This is a genomic window from Pseudomonas sp. MS15a(2019) (assembly GCF_013277805.1).
In the GTDB taxonomy this organism is placed as follows: domain Bacteria; phylum Pseudomonadota; class Gammaproteobacteria; order Pseudomonadales; family Pseudomonadaceae; genus Chryseomonas; species Chryseomonas benzopyrenica.
Map to the genome: position 1 here is coordinate 1 of NZ_VBTN01000007.1, position 14,566 is coordinate 14,566.

At 69.7% G+C, this 14,566-nt stretch carries 14 protein-coding genes; 9 read left to right on the forward strand and 5 right to left on the reverse strand.

Features of this window, described 5'->3' with window-relative positions:
• Positions 1 to 97: 97 nt before the first annotated feature.
• From FEZ61_RS10470 to FEZ61_RS10490, 5 genes are all read right to left on the reverse strand, one after another.
• Complete coding sequence (locus FEZ61_RS10470) at positions 98 to 1,492, reverse strand: sensor histidine kinase (RefSeq protein ID WP_173148574.1); 1,395 nt, start codon at positions 1,490 to 1,492, stop codon at positions 98 to 100.
• Positions 1,489 to 2,166, reverse strand: coding sequence for a response regulator transcription factor (locus FEZ61_RS10475; protein WP_068384534.1), 678 nt, complete (start codon positions 2,164 to 2,166; stop codon positions 1,489 to 1,491). Before FEZ61_RS10475 ends, FEZ61_RS10470 begins: the two co-directional genes overlap by 4 nt.
• A gap of 58 nt (positions 2,167 to 2,224) precedes the next feature.
• Complete coding sequence (locus FEZ61_RS10480; protein ID WP_173148576.1) at positions 2,225 to 2,776, reverse strand: chorismate mutase; 552 nt, start codon at positions 2,774 to 2,776, stop codon at positions 2,225 to 2,227.
• A gap of 375 nt (positions 2,777 to 3,151) precedes the next feature.
• On the reverse strand, positions 3,152 to 3,442 hold the full coding sequence (zapA, locus tag FEZ61_RS10485; protein WP_173148578.1) for a cell division protein ZapA: 291 nt from the start codon (positions 3,440 to 3,442) through the stop codon (positions 3,152 to 3,154).
• Entirely contained in the window at positions 3,439 to 3,714 is a 276-nt protein-coding gene (locus FEZ61_RS10490; protein WP_017639267.1) for a hypothetical protein, read from the reverse strand. The genes zapA and FEZ61_RS10490 overlap by 4 nt, the downstream gene beginning before the upstream one ends.
• 300 nt (positions 3,715 to 4,014) lie before the next feature.
• Here FEZ61_RS10490 and arnB point away from each other — a divergent pair, with 300 nt between their 5' ends.
• Genes arnB through FEZ61_RS10535 form a run of 9 tightly spaced genes read left to right on the forward strand, consistent with a single transcriptional unit; the run spans position 4,015 to position 14,488 of the window.
• Entirely contained in the window at positions 4,015 to 5,163 is a 1,149-nt protein-coding gene (gene arnB / locus FEZ61_RS10495; RefSeq protein WP_173148727.1) for a UDP-4-amino-4-deoxy-L-arabinose aminotransferase, read from the forward strand.
• Positions 5,160 to 6,149: an undecaprenyl-phosphate 4-deoxy-4-formamido-L-arabinose transferase gene (gene arnC, locus FEZ61_RS10500; protein WP_068384540.1), complete on the forward strand. Its 990-nt coding sequence runs from the start codon at positions 5,160 to 5,162 to the stop codon at positions 6,147 to 6,149. Before arnB ends, arnC begins: the two co-directional genes overlap by 4 nt.
• A gap of 11 nt (positions 6,150 to 6,160) precedes the next feature.
• Complete coding sequence (arnA, locus tag FEZ61_RS10505; RefSeq protein WP_173148729.1) at positions 6,161 to 8,143, forward strand: bifunctional UDP-4-amino-4-deoxy-L-arabinose formyltransferase/UDP-glucuronic acid oxidase ArnA; 1,983 nt, start codon at positions 6,161 to 6,163, stop codon at positions 8,141 to 8,143.
• 11 nt (positions 8,144 to 8,154) lie between these two features.
• Complete coding sequence (arnD, locus tag FEZ61_RS10510) at positions 8,155 to 9,036, forward strand: 4-deoxy-4-formamido-L-arabinose-phosphoundecaprenol deformylase (protein ID WP_064307823.1); 882 nt, start codon at positions 8,155 to 8,157, stop codon at positions 9,034 to 9,036.
• On the forward strand, positions 9,033 to 10,676 hold the full coding sequence (arnT, locus tag FEZ61_RS10515) for a lipid IV(A) 4-amino-4-deoxy-L-arabinosyltransferase (RefSeq protein ID WP_242455141.1): 1,644 nt from the start codon (positions 9,033 to 9,035) through the stop codon (positions 10,674 to 10,676). Before arnD ends, arnT begins: the two co-directional genes overlap by 4 nt.
• Positions 10,673 to 11,014 (forward strand): EamA family transporter, encoded by a 342-nt coding sequence (locus tag FEZ61_RS10520; protein ID WP_017639273.1) that lies wholly within the window; start codon positions 10,673 to 10,675, stop codon positions 11,012 to 11,014. Before arnT ends, FEZ61_RS10520 begins: the two co-directional genes overlap by 4 nt.
• A complete protein-coding gene (gene arnF / locus FEZ61_RS10525; protein WP_017639274.1) occupies positions 11,011 to 11,412 on the forward strand; it encodes a 4-amino-4-deoxy-L-arabinose-phosphoundecaprenol flippase subunit ArnF in 402 nt (133 codons plus the stop codon). Before FEZ61_RS10520 ends, arnF begins: the two co-directional genes overlap by 4 nt.
• Entirely contained in the window at positions 11,409 to 12,806 is a 1,398-nt protein-coding gene (locus FEZ61_RS10530; protein ID WP_173148580.1) for a UDP-glucose/GDP-mannose dehydrogenase family protein, read from the forward strand. Before arnF ends, FEZ61_RS10530 begins: the two co-directional genes overlap by 4 nt.
• Positions 12,806 to 14,488 carry a glycosyltransferase family 39 protein gene (locus FEZ61_RS10535; protein ID WP_173148582.1) on the forward strand — a complete coding sequence of 561 codons (1,683 nt, stop codon included), beginning with the start codon at positions 12,806 to 12,808 and terminating at the stop codon, positions 14,486 to 14,488. The genes FEZ61_RS10530 and FEZ61_RS10535 overlap by 1 nt, the downstream gene beginning before the upstream one ends.
• The last annotated feature ends 78 nt before the right edge of the window (positions 14,489 to 14,566 follow it).

Below are 14,566 nucleotides of genomic sequence, written 5' to 3' on the forward strand. Positions count from 1 at the left end.
GATGGGAGAGATGGTATCTACGAGGGTGCAGGGGCAGGCCGGATAGCCCCCTCTCCCTTGGGGAGAGGGTTGGGGTGAGGGTCGCTTTCCAGCCAACCTAAGAAGCCTCCACCGGCGGCACGACCAGGGGCGGGAAATGGATGGCCACGCGCAGGCCGTGGCCGCCGGTGGCGGTGGCCAGTTCGATGCCGGCGTCGTGGGCGGTGGCGATGTCGCGGACGATGGCCAGCCCCAGACCGGTGCCGTGGATGCCGCTGTCGAGGCGATAGAAGCGCTCGAAGATGCGTTCGCGCTCCGCCTCGGGAATGCCCGGGCCGTCGTCTTCCACCTCCAGTACCGTCGCTCCGGCCTGGCCACGCAGCCGCACCGTGACCTGGCCGCCGCGCGGGGTGTATCTGAGGGCGTTGTCGACCAGGTTGTCGAGCAGGTCGCGCAGCTGAAAGGCGTTGCCCTGCACGGTCTGCGGCTCCAGTTCGTAGCCCAGGTCGATGCCGTGGCCATCGGCCTGGGACAGCTGGCTGGGCATGGCTGCGCCGATCAGCTCGTCCAGCCGCAAGGGTTCGCGTGGCGGACTTTCCAGGCGTGCGGTGGCGGCGCGGGCCAGGGTCAGCAACTGGTTGGTCTGGCGGGTCATGCGCTCGGTGGCGGCCTGGAGCTGCGCCAGGGCCGCGGCGCTTTCGGCATCGCCGGCATGGCGCTGGCGCAGCCACTGGGTCAGGGTGCTGATGCCGGCCAGCGGGGTGCGCAACTGGTGCGCCATGTCATCGAGAAAGGCGCGCTGGTTGCGTGCGCCCTCGCGGATGCGCAGCAGCAGGCCGTTGAGCGCGGTGACGAAGGTGCCCAGTTCGCGCGGCGCACCCTCTTCGCGCAGTGGCGCCAGGTCATCGTAGTGGCGGCTGTCGAGCTGGCGCTCCAGCCGTTCCAGGGGCTTGAGGCCCCGGCGCACCGCCCAGAGCAACTGGGCGGCGATCAGCAGGGCGACCAGGATCTGCACCGCCACCAGGGTCAGTACCATGCGCTGCAGGGCGGCGGTGTGGCGACTCAGGGTCTGGGCCACGCTGGCCACCACCGGTTGCCCGGCTACCGCGCCGAGGCGGCCGACCATGAACACCGAGCGGTCGTTGATGCGGGTGCGCAGGGCGGTGGTATGGCCGTCGCGCATCTCGTCGGTGATCTCCTGGACGGGCATGGCCTCATCGCCGAACAGCAGCTGGCCATCGAGGGTGCGGACCGCCAGCCAGACGTGGTCGTGGCTGTTGTGGCGCAGCAGGTAGTCGGCTTCCGTCGGCAGCCACAGGCGGCCGTTGCCATCCACCTCCAGTTGTTCGAGCAGCAGGATCACCGCATCGGTGAGATCGCCGTCCAGGGCGCTGAACGCCGGTTTGCGGGCGAACTGATAGCTGACCACCGCGCCGGCGAGGTTTACCAGGAGCACCGGCAGCACCAGCCACTTGAGCAGCCGCCGGCGCAGGCTGGGCGCGGTGGCGGTCATGGCGCGGCTTCTTCCAGGCGATAGCCGAAGCCGCGCACGGTACGGATGCCGACCCCGGAGTCGGCCAGTTTCAGCCGTAGCCGCGAGACATAGACCTCCACGGCGTTGTGGGTCAGGTCCTCGCTGCCCCAGGGGGCCAGGGCGTCGATGATCTGCTGCTTGGAGACCACCTTGCCGGCCTGGCGCAGCAGGTGTTCGAGCACCGCCCACTCGCGGGCCGAGAGATCCAGTGAGGTGTCGCCAAGGCGCGCCTGGTGGGCGGCGGTGTCCAGGCGCAAGACGCCAAGGGTGAGGTCGGCGCTGTTCTGGCCACCGGCGCGACGGACCAGCGCCTTGATCCGCGCCACCAGCTCGGGCACGGCGAAGGGCTTGACCAGGTAGTCGTCGGCGCCCACCTCGAAGCCATGTACCCGGTCGTCGATGGCGTCGCGGGCGGTGAGCAGCAGCACCGGCTGATCGCTGCCACGCTGGCGCAGACGGCGGACCACCTCGAAGCCGTCCAGGCCACCGGGCAGGCCGATGTCCAGCACCACCACGGCGAAGCGGGTGGTGCGCAGCCAGGCGTCGGCCTCGGCGCCGGTGCGCAGGAGGTCGACCTGCATGCCATGGCCTTCCAGGACGCGGCGGATACCGTCGGCCAGGGTGGCGTCATCTTCGACGAGCAGGATGTGCATGTAGGGTCCTTGGATTCAACGCGGTTCGGTCGCCGTGCCGCCGATTATGCACAGGCTCTCAGCGCGGCAGGGTGCAGAAATCGCCTAGCGCTCGCACCAGGGCCAGGCGGTGGAGATCATCGGGGCGCGCGGCGGCGAGATGGGCGGCGAGGGCGCGATCCAGCTGCGCCGGGCAGTCCGCGGCGGCGCGCAATTCGCCGGTGGCGGCGAGACCGCCGAGCAGCCTGGCCTGGAGCTCGTTCAGCTGGGTCCTGAGTGCCGTGAGGTCCGTCGTGCTGGCGGGCAGCGGCTGTTCGTTGCGCCGCCATGCCTGCAGCAGGCCGTATTGCACCAGCTTGTTGGCTTCCATCTGGGCGGCGAAAAAGGTCTGGGCGGTGGCCGGGGAGACGCTGGCGGCGGGCGCGGCCTGGGCGACGTCCTGCAGCACCTGGCGTTCGCGGACTTCGTCCAGCACCGGCTTGCCGCTGTCGTGCTTGCTGCGGGCCACCTGATCGGCCAGCGTCAGGCGCTGGGCCATGGCGTCCAGCAGGGCCGGCAGCGGTGCCGGCGCGGCCTGGGCGCCGAGGGCGATACTCAAGAGCGGCAGGGCGAGCCAGCGAATACCGGACATGACGGACCTCCAGGGCAGGGGAAGGGCACCGAAGCTCGCACGGGGCAGCGGGGTGGTCAAGATTAGCGGGGCAGGGCGGTTGCGCGGGAATGAGGGAGTGGGGGTGGCCCTCACCCCAGCCCTCTCCCCGAGGGAGAGGGGGCGGAGCGGGTGCCGTGCCTCCTGGATGAGGCTGCGCCGTCATCCACGCTACGGAGTCGCGCACAGGCGGAACCTGTGGCTTTCGTAGGTTGGGTTGAGACGGCCCCATCGTCGAAGCCCAACAGGGCGGCGTCGAGCGCAGGTCGGGTTCGAGCGGAGCGGCGCCCTCACCCCACCCCTCTCCCCAGGGGAGAGGGGGCAGAGCGGCGTGGGTGCCGTGCCTCTTGGATGAGACTAGGCCTCCTGCGTCGCCCGTACCTCGGTGGTCAGGGCCTGGAGGCGGGCGTCGAGGGCGCTCAGGGCGCCGGCGTCGGCGGCGGTGTCCAGGCTCAGGCGCAGGGCGGCCAGCACCAGCAGCTCGATGGCATCACCGCGGCGGCGATCGCCCTGGATGGCGACCAGTTCGTCGCGCAGGCGGGCGGCGGCCTGTTGCAGGGCGGCGCGGTCGCCTTCGGCCACCTTGAAGCGGTAGCGGCGACCGAGCACCTCCACCTCGTCGTCGGCGCCCGCGTTAGCGGTCTTCACTCGACGCTGGCCGCGTGGCGCTGCTCGGCGTCGGCGGCTACGGTCTGCTCCACCGACTGCGCGGAGAGCAGGGCCAGCAGGCCTTCCACGCGCTGGCGGGTGCTGGCGCCGTGTTCTTCCTGCTCCAGCAGACTCAGTTGCAGGGTGTCGTTTTCCTCGCGCGCGGCCAGCAGGGCCTGCTCCAGTTCCTGGGTGCGGGCGGTCAGGCGCTGGTTGCGCTGCAGCAGGTCGCGGATGGCGGTTTCCAGTTCGCTCAGGGTGTTGTCCAGCATGGGCGCGGTCGTCTCTCGTGTCAGGTTCGGGACTGCCAAGGGGGCAGGGATCAGCATTCTAGGCCTCTCACCGACCACCGGCACCCCATTCGTAGCAGGCTAAGCCCTTGTTTTGCCAAGGGGTTCACGGGGGTGGCCGGCGAGCTGACCGGCTGTCAGGCAGTTGTCAGGTTGCGCTAAGGGGGCCGTAAGGCAAGACGCCTTAGCCTGGGCTCATCGCGTCGGCTGTCCTGTCCCGGCGCCCCTCGCTTCGGATGAGCCGCCATGACCGATCTGTCCCAGAGCACCGCCCCGCGTCAGCTGGACGAGCCTTTCCTGCCGTTCTCCCGACCCAGCATCGGCGCCGAGGAAGTGGCCGCGGTTAGCCGGGTGCTGACCTCGGGCTGGATCACCACCGGGCCCCAGGCCAACCTGCTGGAAGAGCGCTTCGCCGATTCGGTGGGCGCCGCCCACGCCGTGGCCCTGTGCTCGGCCACCGCCGCCATGCACGTGACCCTGCTGGCGCTGGACATCGGCCCGGGCGACGAGGTGATCACCCCCTCGCTGACCTGGGTCTCCACCGCCAACATGATCACCCTGATCGGTGCCACCCCGGTGTTCGTCGATGTCGACCGCGACACCCTGATGGTCTCCGCCGAGCAGGTGGCCGCCGCCATCACCCCGCGCACCAAGGCCATCGTGCCGGTGCACTATGCCGGCGCCAGCTGTGACCTGACCCCGCTGCGCGCCCTGGCCCGTGAGCATGGCGTGGCGCTGATCGAAGACGCCGCCCACGCCGCCGGCACCCGCTACCAGGGTGAGTCCATCGGCCAGCGCGGCACCGCCATCTTCAGCTTTCACGCCATCAAGAACCTGACCTGCGCCGAAGGCGGCATGCTGGTGACCGACGACGCCACCCTGGCCGAGCGGGTGCGCCGGTTGAAATTCCACGGTCTGGCGGTGGATGCCTTCGACCGTCACGCCCTGGGCCGCAAGCCCCAGGCCCAGGTGCAGGAGCCCGGCTTCAAATACAACCTCTCGGACATCCACGCCGCCCTGGCCCTGGTGCAGCTGGATCGCCTGGGCGACATCAACAGCCGCCGGCGGCTGCTGGCCCAGGCCTACACCCAGCGCCTGGCGCATCTGCCGGTCGCCCCGCTGGCGCTGCCCGACTACGCCCAGACCCACGCCTGGCACCTCTACATCCTGCGTATCTGCCCCGAGCGTTGCGGGCTGGAGCGCGAAGCCTTCATGGCCGGCCTCAAGGCGCGCGGCATCGGCACCGGCATCCATTTCACCGCCACCCATCTGCATCCCTGGTACCGCGAGCGCTGGCCGGCGCTGGCGCTGCCCAACAGCGAATGGAATTCGGCACGGCTGTGCTCCATCCCGCTGTTTCCCGACATGACCCTCGCCGACGTCGACCGCGTGGTCGGCGCCATCGAAGACCTGCTGGAGAAAGGCGCATGAAGCCCTATGCGATCGACCGGGTATCCGTGGTGATCCCCGTCTACAACGAAGAAGCCAGCCTGCCGGAGCTGCTGCGCCGCACCCGCGCCGCCTGCCGCCTGCTGGATTGCCAGGTGGAGATCATCCTGGTCGACGACGGCAGCCGCGACCGCAGCGCCGAACTGCTGCAGCAGGCCGCCAGCGAGCCGGACAGTCCCGTCGTGGCGGTGCTGCTCAATCGCAACTACGGCCAGCACTCGGCGATCCTCGCCGGCTTCGAGCAGGCCCGGGGCGATCTGATCATCACCCTGGACGCCGATCTGCAGAATCCGCCGGAAGAGATCCCGCGCCTGGTGCACACCGCCGCCCAGGGTTATGACGTGGTCGGCACCGTGCGCCAGCAGCGCCAGGACTCCTACCTGCGCACCCTGCCGTCGCGGCTGATCAATCGCGCCGTGCAGCGTTCCACCGGCGTCGCCATGCGCGACTACGGCTGCATGCTGCGCGCCTATCGTCGCCAGGTGGTGCAGTCGATGCTGGCCTGCCACGAGCGCAGCACCTTCATCCCGATCCTGGCCAACAGCTTCGCCCGCCACACCACCGAGATCGAGGTGGCCCACGCCGAGCGCGAACACGGGGATTCCAAGTACGGCTTCCTCAAGCTGATCAACCTGATGTTCGACCTGCTGACCTGCATGACCACCACCCCGCTGCGCATGCTCAGCCTGTTCGGCGGTGGCCTGGCCATCTTCGGTTTCCTCTTCGCCGCGCTGCTGCTGGTGCTGCGCGTCACCCACGGCGCCGAGTGGGCGGCCGATGGCGTGTTCTCGCTGTTCGCCGTGCTGTTCATCTTTACCGGCGCCCAGTTCGTCGGCCTCGGTCTGCTCGGCGAGTACCTCGGCCGGGTGTACCACGACGTCCGTGCCCGGCCCCGGTTCCACGTGGAACAAGTGATCCGCGCCGCCACCCTTTCTCCTTCGCCGGCGCCGCTGCGCCAGGTCCAGTAACAGGAAAGCCCCTGATGAAAACCGCCATCGTCTTCGCCTACCACGACATCGGCTGCGCCGGCCTCGCCGCGCTGATCCAGGCCGGCTATCCCATCGCCGCCGTCTTCACCCACCCGGATGACCCGAGCGAGAACCGCTTCTTCGGTTCGGTGGCCCAGCTCTGCGCCCGCCACGGCATCCCGGTGCACGCCCCGGAAGACGTCAACCACCCGATCTGGGTCGAGCGCATCCGCGCCCTGGAGCCGGATTTCATCTTCTCCTTCTATTACCGCAACCTGCTGTCCAACGACGTCCTGGCCTGCGCCAAGCGCAGCGCCTACAACCTGCACGGGTCGCTGCTGCCGCGCTATCGCGGTCGCGCCCCGGCCAACTGGGTGCTGGTCAACGGCGAGACCGAGACCGGCGTGACCCTGCACCGCATGGTTCAGCGCGCCGACGCCGGCGCCATCGTCGCCCAGCAACGCGTCGCCATCGCCGCCGACGACACCGCTCTGACCCTGCACGCCAAGCTGCGCGAAGCCAGCCAGACGCTCCTGCGCGACAGCCTGCCGGCCCTGGCCGAAGGCCGCCTGACCGAGCGCGAGCAGGACGAGAGCCAGGCCACCACCTTTGGCCGCCGCAGCGCCGCCGATGGCGAGCTGGAGTGGAGCCGTCCGGCCGTGGAGCTGAACAACCTGGTGCGCGCCGTGACCCAACCCTATCCGGGCGCCTTTGGCTGGATCGGTGATCGCAAGCTGATCGTTTGGAGCGCTCAGGCGCGTCAGGAAAGCCATGGCCAGGCCCCCGGCAGCGTGCTGAGCCTGGAACCCCTGCGCATCGCCTGTGGCGAGGGCGTCCTGGAAATCCAGGCCGGCCAGCTGGGCGACAACGGCCTCTATCTGTCCGGTCCGCAACTGGCCCGCGAAGCCGGCCTGGTGGCCGGTGCCCGCCTGCACCGCCAGGATCGCCGCGCCAAGCGCCGTACCCGGGTGCTGATCCTCGGCGTCAACGGTTTCATCGGCAACCACCTCTCCGAGCGCCTGCTGGCCGACGGCGAGTACGAGGTCTATGGCCTGGACATCGGCTCCGACGCCATCGAGCGCCTCAAGGCCAATCCGAATTTCCACTATGTGGAAGGCGACATCTCCATCCACACCGAGTGGCTGGAATACCACATCAAGAAGTGCGACGTGGTGCTGCCGCTGGTGGCCATCGCCACCCCCATCGAATACACCCGCAATCCGCTGCGCGTGTTCGAACTGGACTTCGAGGAAAACCTCAAGATCGTTCGCCACTGCGTGAAATACGGCAAGCGCGTGATCTTCCCGTCCACCTCCGAGGTGTACGGCATGTGCCAGGACGAGCGCTTCGACGAAGACCGCTCCAACCTGGTGGTCGGCCCGATCAACAAGCAGCGCTGGATCTACTCGGTCTCCAAGCAGCTGCTCGACCGGGTCATCTGGGCCTACGGCGCCAAGGGTCTGAAATTCACCCTGTTCCGTCCGTTCAACTGGATGGGCCCGCGCCTGGATCGCCTGGACTCCGCGCGCATCGGCAGCTCCCGCGCCATCACCCAGCTGATCCTCAACCTGGTGGAAGGCACCCCGATCAAGCTGGTCGACGGCGGCGCCCAGAAGCGCTGCTTCACCGACGTCGACGACGGCATTGAGGCGCTGTTCCGCATCATCGAGAACCAGGGCGGTCGCTGCGACAGCCAGATCGTCAACATCGGCAACCCGGACAACGAAGCGAGCATTCGCGAGCTGGCCGAGGAGCTGCTGGCCCAGTTCGAGGCCCATCCGCTGCGCCACGAATTCCCGCCCTTCGCTGGCTTCCGCGAGGTGGAGAGCAAGAGCTTCTATGGCGATGGCTACCAGGACGTGGCCCACCGCAAGCCCAGCGTGGAAAACGCCCGCCGCCTGATCGACTGGCAGCCGAGCACCGCCATGGCCGCCACCGTCGGCAAGACGCTGGACTTCTTCCTGCGCGAAGCCATGGCGCAGCGGGAGGCCTGATGAAAGCCCTGATCCCGGCCAGCCTGCGCATCGACGTGGACACCTATCGCGGCACCCGCGAAGGGGTACCGCGGCTGCTCGACCTGCTGGACGAAGCCGGGGTCAAGGCCAGCTTCTTCTTCAGCGTCGGACCGGACAACATGGGGCGCCACCTGTGGCGCCTGGTGAAGCCCACCTTCCTGTGGAAGATGCTCAGATCCAAGGCCGCCAGCCTCTATGGCTGGGACATCCTGCTGGCCGGCACCGCCTGGCCGGGCCGGCCCATCGGCCGCGACCTCGGTCACCTGATGCGCGAGACCCGCGCCCGTGGCCACGAGGTCGGGCTGCACGCCTGGGATCACCATGCCTGGCAGGCCCACACCGGCAGCTGGAGCCTGGAGCGCCTGGGCGCGGAATTCGGCCGTGGCCTGCAGGCCCTGGAAGACATTCTCGGCGCCCGGGTCGACTGCTCCGCCGCCGCCGGCTGGCGCGCCGATCCGCGGGTGGTGCTGGCCAAGGAAGCCTTCGGCCTCAGGTACAACAGCGATTGCCGCGGCAGTGCGCTGTTCCGCCCGCGGCTGGGCAACGGCAGCCACGGCACCCCCCAGGTGCCGGTGGACATGCCGACCTTCGACGAGGTGGTTGGCCCGGAGCTGGCCGCCGGTGACTGGAACGACTATCTGCTCAAGCGCTTCCGTCCGGGTGCGCTCAACGTCTACACCCTGCACGCCGAGGTGGAAGGCATCGCCTTCGCCGAGGACTTTCGCGCCCTGCTCAAGGCGGCGCGGGAAGAGGGTGTCCTCTTCCTGACCCTGGGCGACCGTCTGCCGGCCGATCCGCGCCAGTTGCCCGCGGGCAATCTGGTGCGGGGCAGCCTGGCCGGACGCCAGGGCTGGCTGGGCGTGCAGGCATGAGTCGGCGACGCCTGTGGATGCTGCTGCCGCTGGCGCTGCTGGCCTATGCCTTGCCGCTGGCCTGGCGTGGCCTGTGGATCCCGGACGAGTCGCGCTATGCGCAGATCGCCCAGGAACTCTGGCGGCGTGGCGACTGGGTGGTGCCGCACTTCCTCGGCTTGCCCTATTTCGAGAAACCCATCGGCGGCTACTGGACCCAGGCCATCGCCCAGGCCTGGCTCGGTGATTCGCTGTTCAGCGTACGCCTGGTGCCGCTGCTGGCCAGTCTCGCCACCGCCGCCCTGGTGGCGCGCCTGACCCGGCTGATCTGGCAGGACCGCCCGCTGGCGCTGCTTGCCGGGGTGGTCTATCTCTCCTGCGTGGCCGTGGCGGGTCTGGCCACCTACGTCACCCTCGACGCCCAGTTCGCCTTCTGGATGGCCCTGGCGCTGCTCGCCCTCTGGCAGGCCCAGGCCGCCGCGACCCGCGGCGCGGCCCTGGCCCAGTGGGCGCTGCTGGGACTGGCCTGTGGCTGCGGCCTGCTGACCAAGGGCTTTCTCGCCCTGGTGCTGCCGGTGCTGGTGGCCGTGCCCTTCTTCCTCCTGCAGCGGCGCCTGGGCGAGTTGCTCTGCCGCGGTCCGCTGGCGGTGCTGGTGGCGATCCTGGTGGTCGCCCCCTGGGCGCTGCTGGTGGCCCAGCGCGATGCGGATTTCTGGAATTTCTTCTTCTGGCACGAGCACATCCAGCGTTTCGCCGGCCAGGATGCCCAGCACGAGCGCCCGTTCTGGTTCTATGGCCCGGTGCTGCTACTGGCCATCCTGCCCTGGGCCGGCCTGCTACCGCGTACCCTGGGCCGGACCTGGCAGGAGCGCCGCCATGCCGGTACCGCCTTCCTCGGCATTGCCGTGGTCGGCCAGCTGCTGTTCTTCAGCTTCAGCCGCGGCAAGCTGCCCACCTACCTGCTGCCGACCCTGGCCGCCTTGGTGCCGCTGCTGGCGCGCACCCTGCTGGAGGCGGGCCGCCGCGGCGCCACCGGCGCCCTGCGCCTGAACGGCCTGTGCAATCTGTTGCTGGGCCTGGCCGGCGTTGCCGCCCTGCTGATCTATGGCGGTCGCCTCTATGAAAGCGGCGAAGGCCTGACCCGTGCCCTGGCCCTGCTGGCGCCCCTGGCGCTACTGCTGGCCGGTCTGGCCGCCCTGGTCTGGCCGCGGCGCACCCTGCTGGCGCCGGCCCTGGCGCTCTGGGTGCTGCTGCCGCTGCTGTCCATCGCCCTGCCCAACAGCCTGGTCGACAACAAGCTGCCGAGCAGCTTCATCCAGGCCCAGCTCGGCCACTTCAAGAATGCCGGCCTGCTGGTCAGCAACGACCTCGGCGTGGCCGCCAGCCTGGCCTGGGCCACCCACCGCGACGACGTGGTGCTGGTGGGCGGTCCGGGCGAGCTCAAGTACGGCTTCGCCCGCGAGCCGGCCAGTGGTCGCCTGATCGAAGAGCGCGACCTGGCCGCCTGGCTCGCCGCCCATCACGACCAGGGTCCGGTGGCCATCCTCTTGCGGGTCGACGGTCCCAGCGATCGCCAGCTGCTCGACAGCCTGCCCGAACCCGGCGAGAGCATCGCCAGCGAGCGCCTGGTGCTGCTGGTCTATCCGAGGCCGACACCGTGACCGCCCTCGACGGCCTGCTGATCGCCGTGGTGATCGGCCTCACCTGCGCCGGCCAACTGGGCCAGAAGCGCGCGGTGACTGCCGGCAATGCCCTGGCCGCACGACTGCGCTCGCCCTGGCTGTGGGGCGCCCTGGTCTGCCTGGGCCTGGCCCTGCTGGTCTGGTGCGCGGTGCTGCAGCGGGTGCCGGTGGGCGTCGCCTATCCCTTGCTCTCGCTCAACACCCTGGCAGTGACCCTGCTGGCCCGCCTGGTGTTCGGCGAGCGGGTGGATGCCCGCGCCTGGTGCGGCTGCCTGTGCATCGTCGCCGGCGCCGCCCTGCTGGGAGGCCAGCTATGAACGGCCTGTTGCCGCTCGGCCTGAGCATCCTGCTCACCACCCTCGCGCAACTGTCTCTGCGCGCCGCCCTGGTGCGGCTGCCGGCGATGGCCACCTGGCTGAGCACGCCGTCGGCGCTGTTCGGCGCGGCCGGTCTGCTGCTGGCCCTGGGCATCCTCTGCTACGGCCTGTCGCTGCTGGCCTGGCTGGCAGCCCTGGCACGCCTGCCGCTGGGTCGCGCCTATGCGGCGCTCGGCCTCTCCTACGTCTTCGTCCACCTCGGCGCGGCCTGGCTGCCGGGCGCCGCCGAATCCTTCACCCCCTGGAAAACCCTGGGCGTCGCGCTGGTCGTGGCCGGCGTCGCCCTCGTCGGCGGGCCCCGCGCCAGCGCCGCTCCCACCCTGAGGAATACCCTATGAACATCAGCGTTTTCGGCATCGGCTACGTGGGTCTGGTGCAGGCCGCCGTGCTGGCGGAAGTCGGCCACCAGGTGGTGTGCATGGACATCGATCGCGCCAAGATCGACAAGCTCAAGCGCGGCGAGGTGACCCTCTATGAGCCGGGTCTGGAAGAGCTGGTGCGCAGCAACCTGGCTGCCGGGCGCCTGGTGTTCACCCACGAGGCCGCCGAGGCCGTGGCCCATGGCGCCGTGCAGTTCATCGCCGTCGGCACCCCGCCGGCCGCCGATGGCTCGGCCGATCTGTCCGCCGTCTTCGCCGTGGCCGAGACCATCGCCCGCCTGCGCCGCGAGCCGCTGATCGGCCAGCCGGTCTCCCGCGATCCGCTCTTGGTGGTGAACAAGTCCACCGTGCCGGTGGGCACCGGCGACCGCGTCCGCGCGCTGATCCACGAGGTGCTCGCCGAAGAGGGTCGCACCCTGCACGTGGAGGTGGTCTCCAACCCGGAATTCCTCAAGGAAGGCGCCGCCATCGCCGACTGCAAGAAGCCCGATCGCATCGTGGTGGGCACCGATTCGCCGGTGGCCCGCGACCTGATGCGCGAACTTTATGCGCCCTTCAACCGCAACCATGACCGCATCCAGTGCATGGACCTGCGCAGCGCCGAGCTGGCCAAGTACGCCGCCAACAGCCTCTTGGCGGTCAAGATCAGCTTCATCAACCAGATCGCCGAACTGGCCGAGCACGTCGGCGCCGACATCGAGGCGGTGCGCCAGGCCATCGGTGCCGATCCGCGCATCGGCCACCACTTCATCTACCCAGGCTGCGGCTACGGCGGCTCCTGCTTCCCCAAGGACCTGCAGGCACTGATCCGCACCGGCGAGGAAAACGCCGTGGAGCTGGATCTGCTGCGCGCCGTGGAAGCCATCAACGTGCGCCAGAAGACCAAGCTGTTCGAGCGCATCAATACCTACTTCGACGGTGACCTGCGCGGCCGTACCTTCGCCCTCTGGGGGCTGGCCTTCAAGCCCAACACCGACGACATGCGCGATGCGCCCAGCCGGGTGCTGATGGAGGCCCTCTGGGCGGCCGGCGCCAAGGTGCGCGCCTTCGATCCGGTGGCCATGGCCGAGGCCCAGCGCCTCTATGGTCATGACGAACGCCTGGCGCTGATGGGTACCCCCGAGGCCGCCCTGGCCGGGGCCGATGCCCTGGTCATCTGCACCGAGTGGCAACAGTTCAAGGCGCCGGACTTCGACCTCATCGCCCGCCAGCTCAACCAGCCGCTGATCTTCGACGGTCGCAACCTGTTCGATCCCGAGCGCATGGAGCGCCGTGGCATCGAATACTTCGCCATCGGTCGTGGCGCCGCCCTGGGCGGTCCCCAGGTCGCCCGCCGCGTGGATGCCGCCTGATGGTCTCGCCCATGCCCCTGACCCCACGCAGCGCGCCCCTCTACGCGCTGCCGGCGGCCAGTCGCCTGCGCCGTGAAAGCCTGCTGCTCGGGGTGGTCGCCACCCTGATGTTCACCCTCGGCATCTGGAACCAGGCGCCCCAGGGCTTCGACGGTCGCTGGGCGGTCTTCCTCGGCGAGATGTTTCGCCATGGCCCGTCCTTTTTCGCCACCACCTACGGCCAGCCCTATCCGGATTATCCCGGCACCGCCACCTGGCTGAGCTGGTTGGCCGCGCGGGTGATCGGCGCGCCCAATCACCTGGCCAACGTGCTGCCCACCGCCCTGGCCTCGGCCGCGGTGCTGGCGCTGACCTATCGGCTGCTGGCCGACACCCGCCGTGCCTGGGCACTGCTCACGGTGCTGCTGGTGGCCCTGACCCCGCAATGGCTGGAAAAGGCCCGCGCGGTCTGCCTGGACCAGCTGGTCGCCCTGGTGGTGGTGCTCTGCTTCTACCTGCTCCATAGCGCCGACCGCGACGGCCGCCCGCTGCGCCGCCTGCTGGTGTTGCCGCTGTTCGCCCTGGGCTTCGCCATCCGCGGCCCGTTGGGGCTGATCGAGCCCTGTGGCGTGGTCTGCCTCTACTGGCTGGTGGTCGCCTGGGGCGAGCCGGCGCGCCGCACCTTCGCCCTGCAGCGCCTCTTTGGCTATGGCCTGGCCGGTCTCGCCTTGCTCGCCCTGGGCTGGTGGACGCTGATCCAGCTGGCCCATCACGAGGGCGGGGCGGCTTTCGCCGCCGAGGTCTGGCACATGCAGGTCACCGGCCGGCTGGACGAGAGCGGCAAGCCCTTCTGGTTCTATCTGCAACTAGGTCTGTATCGCTATCTGCCGGTGCTGCCCCTGGCGCTGCTGGTGCTGATCGCCGAGCGCCGCCGCCTGCTGGCCTGGCCGCACACCGCCCAGCGCCGGCTGCTGCTGGGCCTGGCCGGCAGCGGTCTGCTGATCCTGGTCGGACTGTCCATCCCGCACTTCAAGCGCGCCTACTATGTGGTGCCCATGGTGCCTTTCCTGGCCGCCATCGCCGCCCATGGCCTGCTGCGTGCGGAGAGCTGGTTCCGCCGGGTCGCGCCGCTCTACACGGCGCTGGTACTGGCCCTGCCGGGGCTCGCCCTGATCGCCATGCTGGTCTGCCGTCACCTCTGGCAGCGCCACGGCTACTGGCCGGACGTCTCCCTGGCGCTGCTGGTGCCGGCCTTCGTCCTGCTGCAGATCGCCGCCCTGGTCGGCTGGCGGCGCCTGACCGGCAGTCGCCGGCTGCTTGCCCTGAGCGCCCTGGCGCTGGCCGCCCAGTGGCTGATGCTGGTCACGGTGGTGGAGCCAGCCCAGGACCTGCAGTACGACACCCGCGGCTTCGTCCAGCAGGTGGAGGGTCTGCGTCAGCAGCAGCCGGGTCCGCTGGTGTTCTTTGGTCTCGGCCAGGACAGTTGGGCGATCCGCTACATGATGAACCTGGACCATGACGAGCAGCCGATCTTCATCGCCCGACCCCAGGTCGCGGACCTGGCGCACCTGCCGTCCGGCGCCTGGATCATCCTGGCCCGCGACGACCGCGGCCTGCTGGCCGGCACCCCCTTGGCCGACCTGACCCCGGTGCTGGGGCGCCATCTCAACGGCAATCCCTGCCTGGTGTATCGCCTGCCCTGAGACCCCCCGGAGCCGACTTTAGAGCCTGTTCATAATCTCGCGAGCTAGAGCCAAACAAGGCGAAAAGGCTTGAGGAAG

What these genes read in the sequence shown, in the direction of transcription:
- FEZ61_RS10470 (WP_173148574.1), bottom strand. Translation starts at nt 1,492, where the DNA reads ATGACCGCCACCGCGCCCAGCCTGCGCCGGCGGCTGCTCAAGTGGCTG.
- FEZ61_RS10475 (WP_068384534.1), bottom strand. Translation starts at nt 2,166, where the DNA reads ATGCACATCCTGCTCGTCGAAGATGACGCCACCCTGGCCGACGGTATC.
- FEZ61_RS10480 (WP_173148576.1), bottom strand. Translation starts at nt 2,776, where the DNA reads ATGTCCGGTATTCGCTGGCTCGCCCTGCCGCTCTTGAGTATCGCCCTC.
- FEZ61_RS10490 (WP_017639267.1), bottom strand. Translation starts at nt 3,714, where the DNA reads ATGCTGGACAACACCCTGAGCGAACTGGAAACCGCCATCCGCGACCTG.
- arnC (WP_068384540.1), top strand. Translation starts at nt 5,160, where the DNA reads ATGAAGCCCTATGCGATCGACCGGGTATCCGTGGTGATCCCCGTCTAC.
- arnT (WP_242455141.1), top strand. Translation starts at nt 9,033, where the DNA reads ATGAGTCGGCGACGCCTGTGGATGCTGCTGCCGCTGGCGCTGCTGGCC.
- arnF (WP_017639274.1), top strand. Translation starts at nt 11,011, where the DNA reads ATGAACGGCCTGTTGCCGCTCGGCCTGAGCATCCTGCTCACCACCCTC.
- FEZ61_RS10530 (WP_173148580.1), top strand. Translation starts at nt 11,409, where the DNA reads ATGAACATCAGCGTTTTCGGCATCGGCTACGTGGGTCTGGTGCAGGCC.
- FEZ61_RS10535 (WP_173148582.1), top strand. Translation starts at nt 12,806, where the DNA reads ATGGTCTCGCCCATGCCCCTGACCCCACGCAGCGCGCCCCTCTACGCG.